Raw genomic sequence first — 18,315 nt, forward strand, 5'->3', positions numbered from 1 at the left:
CTCTATTTCATTAATTGAAAATACGTCGTTTTAATACCCGATAGACGGTTATAGGAAGATCAGCGAAGCCGGGCTTTAGATCGCTCCATGAAAACGCTGCCCATGCTTTAACCTTGAGCAATGACGCTAGATAGGTTCTGAGCTTTAGCTTTCTTCTGCTTATTAGTATAGTGGCAGCTATTATGTCTCGAGATAAATATATCCAAGCTGCGTTACGCTGCATCAGCACTTCAGGTTGTGGCGCGCGATTATTCACGGCGTCCCACAGCATTGTGGTAAGGTTTGAGCTAGTGACACTGCTCAAAGCGAACCATGACCAGGGACGGGGATTCACATCCAGAATATTGAGGCTACCATCGGTGAGGTCTCGTTTAAATTCCACTTCGACCAACCCGCTATAATGAACGGAACTCAGAATTTTGCGAGCTGCGTCTATGGCTTCGGGTGAATTGATGGTCTCTACGAACGTACTCGTGAATCCGAAGTCAACGGGATACTGCCTACTTCGCTGAGCGGTGAACTCCCCGATTGGCGTACCTTTATGCCAGAAAGCTGCATAGGATAGCTGTGTATCTCCATCACCAGGGATTAAGCGTTGAATAACTATATTCTCTGCTCCCAGTTCACGGCTCGCAGAAACATAAACTTTAATGAGGGAGGGTTTGTCATCAACCCTTATCACCTTAGCTTTAGCTAGGGCACTGTTGCCTCCGCCCATATTGGGTTTCAGTACAACCGGAAAACGAAAGCTCTGTTCGTGAATATTGCCTAAAGCGGTGATCTTGTAAGTTGTTGGATGGGCGATTTGTAATTCTGCTGCGCGTTTATATAGGTTAGGCTTGTCACACAGCCACCTTAATTGTTCCCATTCCGGCGTTATAAGCGCAAATGTCGATGAAAGAATTTTGGTGTTTTGAGAAACGAATTTTACATCTTGATCACCTGCGGGGATCAGTAACGCACCGGTCAGATCATATGATTTAGCGATTTGAAGGATCTCTTCCGCCGCATTAGCTGTTTGTGGTCCGGACCAAAAAATGGTCTTTTTTATGTGGCGTGACCATTGAGTTAAGGGATTGTCGTTGGTGATATAAAATACTTTTACATCTAGTTTTGCCAAGCTTCGTGCTAAAGCAAGTGAACCATGCGCACCGCCTAAGATGACGGCGCTGTTCATTAATAATTCTGGATGTGATCGAGACATGTGCCAGTTATCCACCAATGGTAACCACATCAGTATCAGCTATCAGCGAAACATTGTATAATTGAATGGCTTTTGATGATGCGCAGAAAATAATTGATTTATCGCTGTTGAGGTAAAACAGGATAATTTATCAAAACGGAACGAGCAACAATGGCAGCTAATACCGCTTTGATAATGTCTCCCGGTATAAATGCCATAGCTCCTATCAGAGCTGTATAGAATGAAAGTCCCGTTATCAACATAACCCCGATGATACCCACCGCGTATAGCACGATAACGCACCCGACTATTGACGCAATTGCAAAGCCTGCCAACTGTATAATATTAGTTTGGGACCGTTTGATAAAGGTTTGTGCTATAAAGCCCGTGGTCAACACAGCAGGAACCCAGCCGATAAAAAAGCCGACAGTTGGGCCTGTATAGACGGCTAGTCCGCCCCGTCCACCTGAAAGAACCGGCATCCCTATAGTCACAAGAGTGATTACCAACAAGACTGCAATCGCGCCGCGCTTAGCACCAAGAACCATGCCGGCGAGCATGACGCCGAATGATTGAGCGGTGATTGGCACCGGAATAAAACCGAGGGTGATCGGAGGGATAAGGCCTAAAATTACGATGATTGCGGCAAACAGCGAAACAAAAACGATATCTTTGGTGTGCATGATTTCACTTTTCGTTTCGATGACTTCTTAGCGTGACCGCAAATTTCTTGCGTCGATCGCTTGCGCAATCTGATCAGCTTGCTGCAGTGTGAGTATAATAAGTGACGGCAGTATCGTTAAGAGGCGTAGTTTCAATCCGCGCACTTTGTGTGCGTCTCGTATTGCTTCGTAGCGTGTCAAGATTTCGGGTACAAAGCGCAAAATCAATCCAATTGCAAGACCAATATCCTCAGCGTTGGCAATGCCGATCCGTTCAAGTGGTTTGGAAAAATCTGTAATTGCTTGAATGAATTCGCCTATCTTCGTGGTTGCAGTTATCGCTGCCGCAAAAAGCATTAAACTTGTCAGCCTCAGCAATTGAAAAGCTGCTTCTTCTTTGTCTCTGAGAAAAAAGCTAAATAAGGAAACTATCAAAATAGTTATAAAGATCGGAAGTAATCGCTTTAGTGCCGGTACAAGCGATTGCCGAATTGAAAAATAGATAATTCCACAAAAGATGCATATTGATATCAGTAACGGAAAATTATTTGTAACATATAAAATAATTCCTACCGAAAATAATAATAATAATTTCAGTTTGATGGGTGTTTTATAAAGTAAACCCTCACCATCTATATAAAGAGAGCGGATCAATTTGCTACTTCCAAATATCTGGCAATGGCAATTGAAGGGCAGTTGTCTTCGACGAGTCTTCCCTCATGAAAAACAAGAACGCGGTCATATTTTTCAACCAGCTGTAAATCATGGGTGATGACAATTGTTTGCTGCGGTAGTCCGTGAATGGTCCGATCAACAGTTCTACGATTTCTAAAATCAAGCTGGTTTGTTGGTTCATCAAATATAATAAGTTCTGGTTCGGTGACCAGCACTGATGCTAAGGCCGCAAGTTGTAACTCGCCACCAGAAAGTTCGTGCACACGACGAGATGCCAGATGCTCGGCGTCTAATTGCAAAAGCATATTTTTAGACACTTCTGCACGCATTTTCTTATCTGCCACAAGGTTTTTAAGACCGAATTCAATGTCTTCCTGTACGGTAGGCATTATGATCTGGTTGGCCGGATTTTGAAAAATATAGCTCACGCGCCCATTAAGGCGCACATTTTCTTTAGTAATTTTTCCCGAGGATACTGTTTCAAGGCCCGCTATAAGCCGTGCAAAGGTTGATTTTCCTGATCCGTTTAAGCCGACAATACCTATCCTCTTTTCGGAGATAGATATCGTGAGTGGATAAAGCGCTGTATGTTCAGCATATTGAACAGTTACGTCGTTAAAGTGAACAATCAACCTTTGCGCCTCATTTTGATCCCGTATACATTGGATTAAATAGTGTTCTTTCTAAGATTGCTGAGTACTGTGACGCGGCTTGAATGGCAATATGGAGTAATAAATGTTGTTGGTGCCGCTCGATGAAATGAAGAATAGTCGAACGGTATCAATCGTAGCAGGGTAAGATATCCAGCCAGTCAGTGAAATACGCTGCGGAAAATATAAAATCTTATCCAAAAACTACGCCAACTCAATTTTCCTAACGGTTCGTTTGGGCCGACAGGGTAGCTTCACGGATATTAATGGGCTCGCCGGAATTGTACATTTCCTTTGGCGTCTTAAAAATAAAGTCAATTATCGCGGTAACGTGAGGTGTCGGAGAAATTTATCACAAAGGTCCTAAAGGGGATTTGCGCTTGTTGCTGCCAAGGTCGTCTGAAATAGCGCTGTGCAGTGTATGGTAGAATAGTTACTTTGAACGCTTCACTTCTGAATTCCTGGTTGAACGGCTTTGCCCGTAAATAGCTTCATTTTTATGAGTCTCTGGCAGATAAAATTTGAAGTTATTCAGTGGGCGGCCTATGCCTGCGTAACTTGAACAAGTGGAATACGATGTTCCTTGTAAATTCCCGTTTTAGCAAGTTTACGACTATTTGCTGAAATGCGGCATCTTGTCAGCTGGCCTTGATTGGCGTACGCGAAACCCATAATAAACCGCCAGATTGAAATTCTCGTTTGGCGGCGCTGTCCTTCAAAGCCGTGCAACATAATGACGTTGGGATTACGATGACCCTGTATCTGGATTACCTCGCTGAAATTAAAAGCAGAGAAACACAAGGGCTCGCTCCGAAGCCGATTGATGATGGCGCCTTGACAGCGGAAATCACTGCCCTCATTGATGACAGCGCGAATGAACATCGTGCAGAAGCGTTGAACTTTTTCATTTATAACACGTTGCCGGGTACAACCAGTGCAGCAGGCGTCAAAGCTGCATATCTGAAGAAAATTATTCTCGGTGAAACCGTCGTTCCGGAAATAACGCCTGATTTCGCTCTCGAGTTACTTTCACATATGAAGGGCGGGCCATCGGTTGAAGTGCTTTTGGATATCGCATTGGGTGATGATGCTTCAATTGCGACCAAAGCCGGCGATGTTCTGAAAACACAGGTTTTCCTCTACGACGCGGATATGTTCCGTCTGCGTGACGCCTATACAAAAGAAAATCCGGTCGCCAAAGACATTCTTGAGAGCTATGCGAGGGCAGAGTTCTTCACCAAGCTCCCTGACATCGATGACGAAATCAAGGTTGTAACTTTCATTGCCGCTGAAGGCGATATTTCAACCGACCTTCTGTCGCCGGGAAATCAGGCGCATTCCCGCTCCGACCGTCAGTTACATGGTCAGTGCATGATTTCGCCGGAAGCGCAGCAGCAAATTGTGGCGTTGCAAAAGCAGCATCCTGACAAACGCGTTATGATGATCGCTGAAAAGGGTACAATGGGTGTTGGCTCGTCGCGTATGTCAGGCGTCAATAACGTAGCATTGTGGACAGGAAAGCAATCCAGCCCTTACGTGCCTTTTGTCAATTTCGCACCGATTGTCGCTGGCACCAACGGCATCTCGCCAATTTTTGCGACGACTGTTGACGTGACGGGCGGCATCGGCATCAACCTGAAAAATTGGGTTAAGAAGACTGGTGAAGATGGCAAGCCGATCCTCAACAATGACGGAAACCCGATACTTGAACAAAAGTTCTCCGTTGAAACAGGCACTATTTTAAATATCGACACTAAAAATAAAAAACTTCGTGATGAAAACGGCAGTGAGTTGGTTGATGTCGCATCTTCCTTCACACTGCAGAAGATGGAGTTCATGAAGGCCGGAAGCTCTTATGCTATCGTCTTTGGAAAGAAGCTCCAGACATTTGCTGCACAGACGCTGGGCATCGAACCAACACCAGTGTTTGCACCAAACAAAGAAATTACGATAGAAAATCAGGGCCTTACCGCAGTTGAGAAGATTTTCAATCGCAACGCTGTTGGTGTCACTCCGGGCAAAATTCTTCATGCCGGTTCAGACGTTCGTGTAAAAGTGAACATCGTCGGTTCGCAGGACACAACCGGCCTGATGACTGCGCAGGAACTGGAAGCGATGGCTGCAACTGTCATTTCGCCGCTGGTTGATGGCGCCTATCAGTCTGGCTGCCATACTGCATCAGTGTGGGACAAAAAGGCTCAGGTCAATATTCCGAAGCTAATGCGCTTCATGAATAATTTTGGCGTGATTACAGCACGTGATCCGAACGGCGTTTATCATTCAATGACAGACGTTATTCATAAAGTGCTGAACGATATTACTGTCGATGACTGGGATATTATCATTGGCGGAGACAGCCATACACGCATGTCCAAAGGCGTGGCTTTTGGTGCGGACTCCGGCACAGTTGCACTGGCACTTGCAACTGGTGAAGCAACCATGCCGATCCCCCAGTCAGTTAAAGTAACATTCAAAGGCACGATGCAGCCTTATATGGACTTCCGCGACGTTGTACATGCAACACAGGCGCAGATGCTCAAACAGCATGGTGACAACGTCTTCCAGGGGCGCGTCATCGAAGTTCATATCGGCACATTGCTGGCGGATCAGGCCTTCACCTTCACCGACTGGACTGCGGAAATGAAGGCCAAAGCTTCGATTTGTATTTCTGAAGATGAAACACTGATTGAATCGCTTGAAATAGCAAAATCACGTATTCAGATTATGATCGACAAGGGCATGGATAATGCCGCTGAAACATTACAAGGTCTGATCAACAAGGCAGATGCACGTATTTTCGAAATCCGTTCGGGCGAAAAGCCTGCGCTGAAACCAGACGATAATGCAAAGTATTTTGCTGAAGTTGTTGTTGATCTTGATGAAATCAACGAGCCTATGATTGCGGATCCGGACGTCAACAATGCCGACGTCTCGCGTCGTTATACCCATGACACTATCCGCCCGGTTTCCTATTACGGTGGCAACAAGAAAGTTGATTTAGGTTTTGTTGGTTCTTGTATGGTTCATAAGGGTGACATTAAAATTGTTGCTCAATTGCTCAAGAACCTTGAAAAGAAACAAGGCAAGATTGAATTTAACGCTCCACTTGTTGTCGCAGCACCAACCTACAACATCATTGATGAGCTGAAAGCCGAAGGCGACTGGGAAATTCTTCAGAAATATTCTGGCTTTGAATTCGATGATGCGAAGCCAAAGACTGCCAACCGCACCGAATATGAGAATATTCTCTATCTGGAGCGTCCGGGCTGCAATCTTTGCATGGGCAATCAGGAAAAAGCTGGAAAAGGCGATACGGTTCTTGCCACCTCCACCCGTCTTTTCCAGGGCCGCGTTGTTGAAGATACAGCAGAGAAGAAGGGGGAATCCTTGCTGGCATCTACGCCGCTGGTGGTTCTATCAGCCATCCTTGGCCGTACACCAAGCATCGAAGAATATCGCTCGGCAGTAGAAGGTATCAATCTGACAAAGTTTGCGCCGCCAAAGACAACGCCTATCGATTCTTTGTCGGTTCATTATTAAGTTTGAATTTATAGCTCCTCGCGGTGTAATTTTTGCGCGAGGAGCTGTCATTTTTTAAAATATATTTAAGTTCCTTCTTTCGAATTTTGGTAATATTGTTTTTTATTTAAGTATGTCTGATAGCCGTTTATGATCTTTTTCGGTTCTGTTAAGATTTAGACCGTCTAAAAGATCTAAAATGTGAGCTTTCATTAGAAATGATGCTTCGTTTGGCCTGCGTTTTTCTATTGAGTCAATTAGCGCATTATGAGCGTGGCTTTCGCATGTTGTTTCCCTGCGTTGCCAGTATAAGGCTATAATGAGCGATGAGCGGGGCAATAACTCTGCAACAAAAGCTGCTAAAATCGAATGTCCAGCAATTCTGGCCAGATCAAGATGAAATCGGGCAGACAGTTTGATGGCATCACTGTCCCGACCGGCATGAAGAGCTTCATGTTCATCCTGCAGGTGTTTGCGAAGCTTTGCGATATCTTCCGCCTTCGCAACCTTTGCTGCGATAGCTGCGACTTCGGGCTCAATCAGTGTCCGCGCTTCAAACACTTCCCGTGCTTCTTCACGAGAGGGTTCGGCAACAAATGCGCCGCGATTGGGTTCCAATCTGACAAGGCGATCATGGGCGAGGGCTTGCAAGGCCGACCGGACGACAGATCGGCTCACCGAATAAATTGTTGCAAGTTCATCCTCAGGTAGTTTTGTTCCAGGCAGCAGTTGGTGACTGACAACAGCATCGCGCAGTCCCTGATAAACCGGGTACCATCGTGTGGCTCCGTTATTATTTTGGGTCTCAATATTGTCCGCAGGCTGATTATTAAGAAAGTTCATTTGCTACCGGATATAAACTGTGCGGTGTCAGGAGTGACCGCGATCAGAGTAATTTCAGATCTTGCTTACTTACATATCTAATCCTGTTTATCGCGTGTCAACAAATGCCGGAACGTGGTTTGTAAAATAGAGCTTAAACTTTGGCTAAGTTCGATTGAAGACCCATAGGTTTATCTATCGGGTGAATATTTTTCAAAAATTCCTTGAAACGTTTTGCTCCTAGGCGGCAAATAACCACCGCGCTTGGATGTCTTTAGTCCCAAACTTACAAGGCCTTCGCAGAGTTTGACGGCCGCTGTTACTCCGTCAATTACAGGCAATTCGTGTTCGCTTGAAAGAGACGCTGCAAGATCTGCCATGCCGGCACAACCAAGAACAATAGCCTCCGCATGATCTTCGCGGATCGCACGCGCTATTTCTTCAGAAATACGTTTGCGCGCATCAGAGCCCGGTATTTCAAGTTCCAGCACTGCAACGTCACTTGCTCGGACGCGTGAGCAGCGCGTTGCCAGACCATATCGCACCAGATTGTGTTCTATTGCTGGCACAGAGCGGGAGAGGGTTGTTACCACACTAAATTTTCCCGAGATCAAGCTGGCCATATGAAAGGCTGCCTCGCCAATGCCAACGACTGGCATCGTACCCGCACAACGCGCCGCATCAAGACCGGTATCATCGAAGCACGCTATAATGCATGCATCAGCCTTTGAATGTTTTTGCATCTCACCGATCATACCGGGAATGGCGAAAACCTCGTCAAAATAACCTTCTATGCTGGGTGGCCCGTCTTTGGGGTTAACCGCAGTAATTGTCGTGGAGGGCAGGGCAACGCTTCGTGCAGCCTCGCCAATTTTCTTCGTCATTGACGATGTTGTATTGGGGTTGATGACAAGTATGTCCATTTCCTCAAACCATGTTTTTTATCGTTGTTGGTGACCTGAAGCGCGCTTCGTTCTGAATGTTTTTCGCGCTTCAAGTTAACAGCGTGAGTCACTGTCGCTTCTTCGGCTGTCCAATTGCCTAGTGTGGTTTACGGATTTAAAGTTCGTATCATTCGCGCTGCATTCACCTCGAGGAACTTTAAATCCGTAAACCACACTAGATTTAATAATTTGCTGGTATGGCTTTAGACCCGAAATTCGCTCAGTTGGTTGCTTTGCAGTGAAGCAAATTTCGGGTCCGCCATACTAGCTATCATTGCGCCTGAAATTAAAGTTCAGCAGCCATGTCTTGCCCCCACGACACGGCTGCTGATCTGGTTGGTTATTTAGATTTCACCGCCCAGATAGAGTTTTTTGACGCGTTCGTCGGAAATGAGCTCTTCTGAATTACCCGAGAGAACGATTTTTCCTGTCGTGAGAGCATAGGCTCGTTGTGATATTCGAAGTGCCATGCGTGAGTTTTGCTCGACAAGCAGGACACTTACTTTCTCGTCACGGTTGATCGCAACGATAGAACGGGCGATATCCTGCACAAGCTTTGGTGCTACCCCCAGCGATGGTTCATCAAGAAGCAGGAGCTTGGGCTTAGCCATGAGTGCGCGCCCGATGACGAGCATCTGTTGTTCACCACCGCTCATCGTCCCTGCCGCCTGTGAGTATCGTTCTTTCAAACGGGGAAAGCGCCCCAATACCATTTCAAGCGTATTCGAAATCTCGGCCTTACTCGAACGGGTAAACGCACCCATCAACAAGTTGTCCCTAACACTCATATAGGGGAAAACGCGGCGTCCTTCCGGAACCATAGCGATGCCCATTTCGACAATTGCATCGGAACGCGTGCCGTCAAGCCGTTGACCTTCGAAATGGATTTCGCCCTTACGAAGCTTGTTCAACCCGGTAATCGCCCTCAAAATCGAGGATTTTCCCGCGCCATTTGCTCCGATCAATGCAACGGTTTCCCCTTCATTGACCGTAAGCGATACACCTTTGAGGGCATAGACATGATCATAATAGAGTTCGGCATCAGTGATTTTCAGAAGCTCTGTCATGATCAGTATCCAATCGTTTCATCTTCTGCGCCGAGATAGGCTTCGATGACTTTCTCGTTCTCCTGAATTTCTTTAGGTGTGCCTTCAGCAATTTTCTGGCCGAAGTTTATTACGACAATTCTGTCGGAAATATTCATGACAGCCGGCATATCATGTTCGACGAGTAGCACAGTCACTCCACGATCTCTTACAGCACGTACCATTTCTACGGCCTTCACCGTTTCATCGTGGTTCATGCCCGCGAAAGGTTCATCAAGCAGTAGAATTTTAGGTTCGGTTGCAAGTCCAATCGCGATGCCGAGTGCTCGCAAATGACCGTGCGGCAGATTTTGCGCAACTTCGTTGCGTTGATGACCCAAGCCGAGGAAATCGAGTATCTCATCGGCTGAACGACCGAATTCTTCCTGATCCTGACGGGCGATGCTTGTGCCGATATAGCAACCCAGAAGGCTAGCTTTTGCGCGCAGGTGGTGGGCGACAATAACATTGTCGCGTACCGTCATTCCTTTGAAGATTGTGGTTTCCTGAAAGGTACGTACGACACCTTTTCGAGCAACAATATGTGGAGCAAGTCCCGATATCCGCTGTCCATCAAATACAACTTCACCGCTTGTTGGTGTGAGGAAGGATGCGATTAATTTAAAAAGCGTGGATTTTCCTGCTCCATTGGGTCCGATTACCGAGAGAATTGCCTTTTCTTTGACTGCGAAGGAAACATCATTCACGGCAACGAGCCCACCAAAACGTTTGGTCAGTCCCTTTACTTCGAGAATTGCGTTCATGATTTAGTTCCTTTCTTGCCTGTCAGTCGAAGGCTGAGCAGCCCGTTGGGCAGGAACAGCATTAGAATGATCAAAACGCTCGAAAAGATAAGGAGCTGGAACTTTCCGGTTTGGAACAAGAAATCCCATCCGAAATAGAGAACAAAAGTTCCAATAATTGGGCCGAATACATAACCAAGGCCACCAAGGAAACAGTTGAGCATGAAGTTTACAGAGTCTGTAACTGTAAAGCTGGATGGATAGATTGACTGCGAAATCGCCACGAACATCGCGCCCCCAAGTCCCCCTAGGAAAGAGGAAATCGCATAGGCCAGCACTCTGAGATACGTAATGTTTACTCCAATAGAAGACGCAAGTTCTTCATTTTGTTGTAGTGACTGGCACAGGCCGCCAATGCGCGAATGTATCAGTCGATAAAGCGCGGCAAAACACACGACCATCAATACAACTGAGACGAAGTAGAAAGCGGCACGCGGATTTTGCAATGTCGCAAAATCAGGCAAAATTGTCAGTCCGAAGATGGATATGCCGCCAGGCATAGGGATGCTGACAATGCCTTTTGCACCATTTGTAATGGGTAAAGCCATCGCCAGTAATCGTGCAACTTCCGTCAGAACAAGAGTAACCATGGCAAAGTAAACGCCACGAAGTCGCAGTATTGGAATGCCGATAAGGATACTGGCGAAGGCACAAAACAGGCCTGCAAGTGGTAAAGTGAGCCAGAACGATACCCCGTATTTCACCATCAAAATGGCGGATACGTAGCCACCCATCAAAGCGTAGGCACCTTGGCCGATATTAATTCGGCCAATGTAGAAGGTAAGCCAGACACCACCGCTGACAATTGAAAGCAAGGCGACTGAAGTCAGCGTGTAATAAAGATCGTTGCGGCCGGTTATTTCGATTAGCAACGGAATGGCGACCAATACGAGTGCAAGGAATGCAATCACGCCAAGTATTTTTGTTGTCTTTGTCATGTTGGTCCTCATCAGCCCCACGGTTTGCCCATCAGCCCGTTCGGGCGAAGGCTGAGGAAGATCATCAAGCCAGCGAAGATGACCAAGTACGTGATGTCACCATATGGGCGGAGCACTGTGAGGCCTACAGACTCAAGCATGCCGAGTATAAAGCCGCCCGCAATAGCTCCGCTGACGACGCCAGCCCCGCCTATCATCACCATCATGAACGCTTTGATGGAGATTGCTCCACCAATGCCTGAATTAACACCGGTAATGGCGACCAACAAACCGCCGACCAGGCCTGCCAGCATAGCCCCCATTGCGAAGCCGATCATGGAATATCGGTCGACATTCACGCCCATTAATTGTGCCGCCACACGGTCTTGGGCGAGCGCGCGCATGGCGCGACCGGGTTTCGTGAATTGCATGAAAAGAACAAAGGAAACGATGAATATTACCGCAAGCGCACCGATCAGCATGCGATCATAAGGCATGATAAGCCAATCAGAAACGTAGACACCGTTTACGATCTTTGGCACGCCGCGCTGTTTTTCTCCAAACAGCAGCAGAATGATTGCATCGAGGAAGAATGCGACTGCCGCCGCCAACAACATCGTGCTTTCATCACGTAGACTTCGCTTGATAACGGGTCTGAACAAAAATTTTTCAATTAAAGCGCCTACAATCATCAAAGTGACCGCCGAAGCCAGCAAAGCTACTACAAACGGCAAACCAAGCTGACCATAAATGGTGTACGTGACGAAACCGCCGAGCACATACATTTGGCCGTGCGCGAAGTTAAGAACGTTCATCAGTGCAAAGATAAGCGTCAAACCCAACGCGATGAGTGCGTATTGAGCACCGAGATACAGCCCATTGGCTATAATCTGTTCCATGAAGACAGACTCCCCCAGTGGAGACCAGCGATAGCGAAGCCTCCTCTTTAGTTTTTACGTTTGGGAGGCCTGACGCATATTTAGAGATGCTGCGTCAGGCTATTCAGTCACGACGATTTGTTAATCGACTTGAGCCACGAATAGGGTTTCAAACTTGCCGTCTTTGTATTCGGTGACAACCATAGGAATACCGATTTGGCGCTTCTGACCAAATGACGCTGTGCCGACATAGGTTAGCTTCGCATCGTCACCTTTAACAAAAGGGTTTGGCGCAGAAAAAGTGTCCATAGTCTTTTTAAATTCTTCGACGTTATCGACAGCCGCAGGATTGGCCTTCATCGTTTCCACGATGTAGTCGAGCGCATAGACTTTTGTATTGGATTCATCATTATACTCGCCATAAGCTTTTGTATAACGGTCAACGAATTCTTTCATCGTGTCTGAGGCGATTTCTGGGGTCGATGCACCTCCGACGGAGATGAATCCATTTGCTAACTCGCCAGCACCTTCTTCAAGAACTTTGGCATCCTGTGCAGTTTCAGTGGAAATAAAGCCCTCGTAGCCCAGTTCCCGTGCCGCACGGATCAGAAGGGGCGCGTTACCTGGAGCGACACCGGAAAGAACAAGAAGGTCAGGCTTCTGCATTACAATGGGTGTCAGTACCGGCGTGAAATCTCGCGTGTCGTTCTGATAAGCATCGCTTGTTGAAATGACTTCAAGATCGAGTGCTTTCGCTGCTTCAATGCCGCTGTCGCGTTGGCTTAATGGATCGGACTCATTGGCTGCTACGAATGCGACCCGCTTCACACCTTTGTTTTCTTTGAGATATTTATAGATTGCCGGGCCGGACTGATAATTTGCAATCATGCCAAGAACGGCATTGGAGGCTGGAGGTGTGTAAAGCTCTTTGGGAAATGAATAAGGAAAATAGATGATGCCTTTGGATTCTGCGACGGGCCGGACAGCCGCTGCACCGTCATCGACATTGGGGCCAACGACATAATGCACGCCTTCCTGTGCCATTTTTTCCATACCCGCGATTGCGCGTTTGGGATCTTTTTGATCGTCAAAGGTTACAATCTTGATCTTGTATGTATCGTCGCCGATCTTCACGCCGCCAAGTTCATTAAGCCAGTCGGCACGGACTTGCATGGATCGCACGTTGGACGTTCCCCATGCTGCAGCTGGCCCACTGGTTACGCCTACAAACCCAATTTTGAGTTCTTTGTCTGCGGCTTGAGAAGCATTGGCGGACATGAGCGCAAAAAATGAAACAGCGCCCAGCGCCGCAGTTTTGATAACTGCGCGTCTGTTAAACATTGATATTCCCCTTGTTTAAGTAACTCTTCTCTCGTTTGATGGAGAAGAGCATGCGTGATTGAACGTCACTTCCGAAAAATTGTCAACAATATTAATTCCTATTATTTACAATATGGCCATCGGATGGCTACAATTAAGGAGCAGGTGCTTAAAGACCGTGTCCGTCCGACAGAAATTACAAATGATTAGAATAGTTTATTCAAATCCAAGTATGAGGGCGCAATCGGTTTATTGAATACGCGTAAGGCCAGTATCTCAATTGAAAAAGCGCAGCTTATAAGCTGCGCTTTTGATATTTAGAGCTGTTTACCAAGGGCTTGTATCAGATCATTTTCCAGATCGGCAGGATCCTCGAGTCCCACGGAAATTCGAATGAGGTTAGGTCCAATACCGAGATCAGATTTGTGATCTTCAGGCACAACGGCATGAGTTAATGAAAACGGATGCTGAATTAGGCTTTCCACACTTCCAAGACTTACTGCAAAATGAAAATAGTTGGTGCTCTTGAGTATGCGTTCCACTCTTCTCAGATCGCCCTCAACGTCAATGGATACCACGCAACCAAAATTAATCATTTGGCTTGCGGCAAGTTCATGTTGTGGATGGCTTTTTAAGCCGGGATAGATAACTCTTTCTATTCCTAACTCTTTCGCCCGACTTTCCAAGTTTTGAGCGATCTTTAAGGCTGTTTCTGCCTGTCTGGTGCTCCTGATTTCAAGCGTCTTCAGAGACCGGTGAAGCAAATTACAATCCATGGGAGACATGACTGATCCAAGTGCATTTTGAAGGTACTTGATACGGTCAGCAAGATTGTCTGGTGCTTGCGCGGAAACAGCAATAACGCCACCCAAAAGGTCGGAGTGTCCGTTCAACATCTTCGTGGCGGAATGAACCACGACGTCAATCCCATATTCAATGGGACGCTGCCCAGCGGGCGAGGAAAATGTGCTGTCGCAAACTGTAATCGCTCCTGCCTCTTTGCCAAGCTGCGCAACCAGTGACAGATCAACAATGCGCAAAGTTGGATTGGAAGGCGTTTCAAACCATACCAATTTCGGCTTCTGTTGAGATATGGCTTTCCGAAGTGCTGTTTCATCTGAAAAGTCAACAAAATGAACTTTATGGCCTGCCGATATAGGACGTACATCGGCCAAAAGTCGGTAAACGCCACCATAAAGATCATTATGTGCGAGGATAGATGCACCTGCTGGCAGAACTTCGAGCAGTGTAGCTGCAGCAGCCAATCCCGAAGGGAAAGCGAAAGCTGCTTCCGCACCTTCAAGGTCTGCAAGGCAAACTTCAAGCGAATTACGCGTTGGATTACCGCTGCGGCTGTAATCGAAGCCCTTACTTTGGCCTATTCCATCCTGAACGAATGTTGTTGCGTGATAAATTGGGGGTATTACTGCACCGGTCAATGGATCGGGAGATTGGCCAGTATGGATTGCTCGAGTTGCAAACCCAGCTTGATTGCGGAGAAGCGCTTTTGTCACTTTTTTCATTCCCGTGGGGTCTTTGGGCGTCGTTACAGAAATAACTTCTGACTTGTGATCACGTTTACAAAATTTATTTAATACTCAATCAGTTCACTCGTGTCTTTGAGATACAAGGGGTGCCCCGGTGAGCCGTTATTGGTGATTTTAAGCGCATGCAACTCTATTCCTTGCGCACGCAAGGCATCAGTGACCGTCTGACCATGGTGTGCGAGGCGCTTGTGTAGTGAGCCATATGCCATGACGACAATCGCTGCATTGCGGGCTTGATCAACAATCGTTTTTAGATTTTCTTCGGTGCAAGGGATCACGCCTGGCTCCAACAGTGTTTTGGGATCGGTGGCGCGATAATCCATCACATTGCATTTTACGTAACGGCTATATCCCCAGCGACGCGTGAACTTCTGTTCCTTAAAAACTGTGGGATCGTCGACATCAAGGTCAGCTGTGCTGGGATTCATACCAATCCATAAAACATATCCAGGATTTTCGGCGCCATCCCATTCCCGAGTCAACAAGCGTCTGTAACGACCACAATTTGAGAAAAGGGCGTCACTGCGAATATCAGCTTTGACTTTCAGGCGAACTTTGCCACCCGGGTCATGAGGCTCTTTATTCATTGTGTTTTTCATTTTTTGTATCATAAGGTGCGATTGTAGGTTTTCTACCCTATTTTATTGGCATGTTAAGAGCCTGAATCATTATGATACAAAGATATCATGCTCTTGTGATGCGCCGGGTGAGCATGCGGATGTTTGCGATGTCGACCCACGCTTCAGCGGAGGCGACGGTTTTCTCGAAATCTTTAGCCAGTCTGCCTTTGAACCTGGGACCTGCCTATCCACTATCAGCGAAGATATGCCGTAACCACGGCCAGCGTTTGAGTATGGTCCTCAATGACTGGCTACAGGCTGCCCTTATACGGCTGAAGGATTTTACCCGGTCGCTGTCGAAGGAAACTATAAGAACGTTCATGGCCGCAAGGCCTCAAACCGGATGCACTTTCATTCAGTGAAAATTGGCCTGAACTATTACTTCTAATAATAATAATTTTTGTGCCTTTTAAACCGAAGAAGCTGCAACCCTATAATCAGCTTGCAGCTAAGATTTAGAACTGCGGTGACATGCTTATGAGTAAAAAATGGCCTAGTTGGATTTCCAGCTAGGCCATATTGTTTTATCGATCTATTTAAGCTGACTTCTCTATGAGTTGTATTCAGTTATTTTATTTTGAGCTTTTTTGTAGAGCAGCAAGGTCAGACACAATGGCCGCTGCTTCATTTTGCAACACATCTTTGGCATTCTTCCGAGCATTTTCGCGGGCAATATCTGCAGTCAGACTTCGTTCATTTGATTGGAGTCCATCATCACTACGAGAATTGACATCGTCGGTATCTTCTCCGTGAGATTTTGACCTTTTGGCCTGTTCTTCCATCTCAGTTTTGCGGACTGCTTCATTGAGGGAGACAGTTGATTTCTCGCGTTGTGCTTTCAATGTTGCCAGATCATCAACAAACTGCCGGAATCCGCTGTCATCTTTGACACGGTTATCATGCAGTGCTTGCAATTGCGGAACTATAGCTTTGGTCTTATGGAATGATTTGTATTTCGCAGGCTTTATTTCCGTCCACGGTAATGCGTTATCAAAGCTTGATTCACCAACGGTACTTAAATCAAAAAGACCCGGTAATGTTATATCAGGTGTTACGCCGCGCAACTGAGTTGTGCCGCCATTAACCCGAAAAAATTGAGCTATTGTCAACTTCAATGCGCCCAGTTTTGGTTCGGGATTGTTTGCAACTTCATCGAGGTTCACTACAGTCTGCACTGTGCCTTTGCCAAAGCTAGGTTCACCTATGACGATGCCGCGATCGTAATCTTGTATAGCCGCAGCAAAAATCTCGGATGCTGACGCTGAGCCACGATTAATCAGCACGCCTAAAGGGCCATTCCAAGCAGGAGTTGTAAGAGTATCGCTCTCTACTCTAATATCACCCTGTGCGTTACGCTGTTGAACTACAGGGCCTTTTCCTATGAAAAGACCTGTCAAATCAATGGCTTCAGTTAATGAGCCGCCGCCATTATTCCGCAAGTCAAACAAAATACCATCAACTTTCTCATCAGAAAGTTCTTTAAGAAGCTTGGCAACGTCTCGGCTGGCGCTTCGATAATTTTTATCGCCTTTTCTTCGCGCCTCGATGTCTTCGTAGAAGGCCGGAAGGGTAATGACACCGATCTTGCGGGTCACATCGCCATCTTTAACAGAAAGCGTCTTTTTCTGCGCAGCTTGTTTATCGAGGCTGATCTTGTCCCGTACCAGACTGATAATCCGGTGGGGGGCGTCTGGCCCAGCATCGGCAGGCAATATTTCCAAACGAACGACAGAGCCTTTGTCACCTCTGATGAGTTTTACAACTTCATCAAGCCGCATGCCTACGACTTCTTTGATGGGCCCTTCTTTATCTTGTCCAACACCGACAATTCGATCACCAACGGCAAGCTTTCCTGAAAGCTGCGCTGGGCCACCGGCGGTTAATTCTCTTATCGTCGTAAAATCGTCGCGCTCCTGAAGAACAGCGCCAATACCAACGAGTGAGAGCTTCATCGAGATATCAAATTCCGCTGAAGCATTTGCACCAAAGTAATCCGTGTGTGGATCTACTGAGGTCGTGTATGCGGCCATGAAGAGTTGAAAAACGTCGTCTGCCTTTGCTTTATTCGCACGCGATAACACGTTTTCATAGCGTTTCGTCAAAGTTTCACGGATTGAAGCGTCGTCTTTTCCGGCAAGTTTTAAACGCAACCAATCGTTTTTGACACGTTTGCGCCAAAGGTCATCACGCTCGTCTTCTGATTTTGGCCATGGTCCTTTGTCTCTCTTGGTAGAATAACTCTCTTGATCGTTGAAGTCGAATTTCTCTGAGAGAAGTTTTTGTGCGTATGTCATGCGATCATTAATGCGCTGTCCGTAAATATTATAGATCGCAAAAGGAATACTCAGATCTTGCCCTTGAATAGCATCATCTAGTTTTGTGTTCTGGGTTTTGAAGCTATCAATATCAGCCTGTAAGAAAATTAGCCTTTCAGGATCGAGAGCATCAATAAACCGGTCCATGATTTTGACCGATAGTTTATCGTCCAATGCAACCGGTTTGTAATGAAAGCGCTGAAGAAACTCTGCCGTGAGATTGGCAGCCTCTGCCTGTTGCGGCGATGGTTCAAGAACTGGGGGTGGGCTGGCCTCAAAAGCATTGGCTGAGGAAGCAAGTGCCATCATTAGGCAAAAGAAAACAGACTTGATACGTATCACCTTTTATCCCGCTTCTGGCTATTTGGTATTCTA

General features: G+C 46.6%; 15 protein-coding genes and 1 pseudogene. 1 reads left to right on the forward strand and 15 read right to left on the reverse strand.

Annotation, left to right across the window (positions count from 1 at the left end; translation table 11 throughout):
• Positions 1 to 10: 10 nt before the first annotated feature.
• The 4 genes from U2P60_RS03555 to U2P60_RS03570 all read right to left on the reverse strand — a co-directional run bounded on the left by U2P60_RS03555 (position 11) and on the right by U2P60_RS03570 (position 3,152).
• Complete coding sequence (locus U2P60_RS03555) at positions 11 to 1,204, reverse strand: ATP-grasp domain-containing protein (protein ID WP_413571326.1); 1,194 nt, start codon at positions 1,202 to 1,204, stop codon at positions 11 to 13.
• Between the two features lie 98 nt (positions 1,205 to 1,302).
• Positions 1,303 to 1,866, reverse strand: coding sequence for a biotin transporter BioY (locus U2P60_RS03560; RefSeq protein WP_413571327.1), 564 nt, complete (start codon positions 1,864 to 1,866; stop codon positions 1,303 to 1,305).
• 27 nt (positions 1,867 to 1,893) lie between these two features.
• On the reverse strand, positions 1,894 to 2,499 hold the full coding sequence (locus U2P60_RS03565) for an energy-coupling factor transporter transmembrane component T family protein (protein ID WP_413571329.1): 606 nt from the start codon (positions 2,497 to 2,499) through the stop codon (positions 1,894 to 1,896).
• Complete coding sequence (locus tag U2P60_RS03570; RefSeq protein WP_413571330.1) at positions 2,496 to 3,152, reverse strand: energy-coupling factor ABC transporter ATP-binding protein; 657 nt, start codon at positions 3,150 to 3,152, stop codon at positions 2,496 to 2,498. Before U2P60_RS03570 ends, U2P60_RS03565 begins: the two co-directional genes overlap by 4 nt.
• A gap of 768 nt (positions 3,153 to 3,920) precedes the next feature.
• Between U2P60_RS03570 and U2P60_RS03575 the strand changes: the two genes are divergently transcribed.
• Positions 3,921 to 6,710, forward strand: a complete 2,790-nt coding sequence (locus U2P60_RS03575) for a bifunctional aconitate hydratase 2/2-methylisocitrate dehydratase (protein ID WP_413571331.1) — start codon at positions 3,921 to 3,923, stop codon at positions 6,708 to 6,710.
• Between the two features lie 102 nt (positions 6,711 to 6,812).
• Here U2P60_RS03575 and U2P60_RS03580 read toward each other — a convergent pair whose 3' ends face one another.
• The 11 genes and pseudogenes from U2P60_RS03580 to U2P60_RS03630 all read right to left on the reverse strand — a co-directional run bounded on the left by U2P60_RS03580 (position 6,813) and on the right by U2P60_RS03630 (position 18,249).
• Complete coding sequence (locus U2P60_RS03580; protein ID WP_413571332.1) at positions 6,813 to 7,532, reverse strand: GntR family transcriptional regulator; 720 nt, start codon at positions 7,530 to 7,532, stop codon at positions 6,813 to 6,815.
• A 170-nt stretch (positions 7,533 to 7,702) separates the two neighbouring features.
• Positions 7,703 to 8,434: an aspartate/glutamate racemase family protein gene (locus U2P60_RS03585; RefSeq protein ID WP_313829249.1), complete on the reverse strand. Its 732-nt coding sequence runs from the start codon at positions 8,432 to 8,434 to the stop codon at positions 7,703 to 7,705.
• Between the two features lie 365 nt (positions 8,435 to 8,799).
• On the reverse strand, positions 8,800 to 9,522 hold the full coding sequence (locus U2P60_RS03590) for an ABC transporter ATP-binding protein (RefSeq protein WP_313829250.1): 723 nt from the start codon (positions 9,520 to 9,522) through the stop codon (positions 8,800 to 8,802).
• Positions 9,523 to 9,524: 2 nt separating this feature from the next.
• Complete coding sequence (locus U2P60_RS03595; RefSeq protein WP_413571333.1) at positions 9,525 to 10,304, reverse strand: ABC transporter ATP-binding protein; 780 nt, start codon at positions 10,302 to 10,304, stop codon at positions 9,525 to 9,527.
• On the reverse strand, positions 10,301 to 11,281 hold the full coding sequence (locus U2P60_RS03600) for a branched-chain amino acid ABC transporter permease (RefSeq protein ID WP_413571334.1): 981 nt from the start codon (positions 11,279 to 11,281) through the stop codon (positions 10,301 to 10,303). Before U2P60_RS03600 ends, U2P60_RS03595 begins: the two co-directional genes overlap by 4 nt.
• A gap of 11 nt (positions 11,282 to 11,292) precedes the next feature.
• Positions 11,293 to 12,159: a branched-chain amino acid ABC transporter permease gene (locus tag U2P60_RS03605; protein ID WP_313829254.1), complete on the reverse strand. Its 867-nt coding sequence runs from the start codon at positions 12,157 to 12,159 to the stop codon at positions 11,293 to 11,295.
• A gap of 120 nt (positions 12,160 to 12,279) precedes the next feature.
• A complete protein-coding gene (locus U2P60_RS03610) occupies positions 12,280 to 13,479 on the reverse strand; it encodes an ABC transporter substrate-binding protein (protein WP_413571335.1) in 1,200 nt (399 codons plus the stop codon).
• 296 nt (positions 13,480 to 13,775) lie between these two features.
• Positions 13,776 to 14,981: a trans-sulfuration enzyme family protein gene (locus tag U2P60_RS03615; protein ID WP_413571337.1), complete on the reverse strand. Its 1,206-nt coding sequence runs from the start codon at positions 14,979 to 14,981 to the stop codon at positions 13,776 to 13,778.
• 68 nt (positions 14,982 to 15,049) lie between these two features.
• Positions 15,050 to 15,604 carry a DUF1643 domain-containing protein gene (locus tag U2P60_RS03620; protein ID WP_313829259.1) on the reverse strand — a complete coding sequence of 185 codons (555 nt, stop codon included), beginning with the start codon at positions 15,602 to 15,604 and terminating at the stop codon, positions 15,050 to 15,052.
• A gap of 85 nt (positions 15,605 to 15,689) precedes the next feature.
• Positions 15,690 to 15,869 (reverse strand): annotated as a pseudogene (locus U2P60_RS03625) (IS5/IS1182 family transposase); the annotation flags it as partial.
• A gap of 328 nt (positions 15,870 to 16,197) precedes the next feature.
• Positions 16,198 to 18,249: a carboxy terminal-processing peptidase gene (locus U2P60_RS03630; RefSeq protein ID WP_413571987.1), complete on the reverse strand. Its 2,052-nt coding sequence runs from the start codon at positions 18,247 to 18,249 to the stop codon at positions 16,198 to 16,200.
• Positions 18,250 to 18,315: the final 66 nt, after the last annotated feature.

This window comes from Brucella sp. H1_1004, from assembly GCF_047308065.1.
GTDB classification, from domain to species: domain Bacteria; phylum Pseudomonadota; class Alphaproteobacteria; order Rhizobiales; family Rhizobiaceae; genus Brucella; species Brucella pseudogrignonensis_B.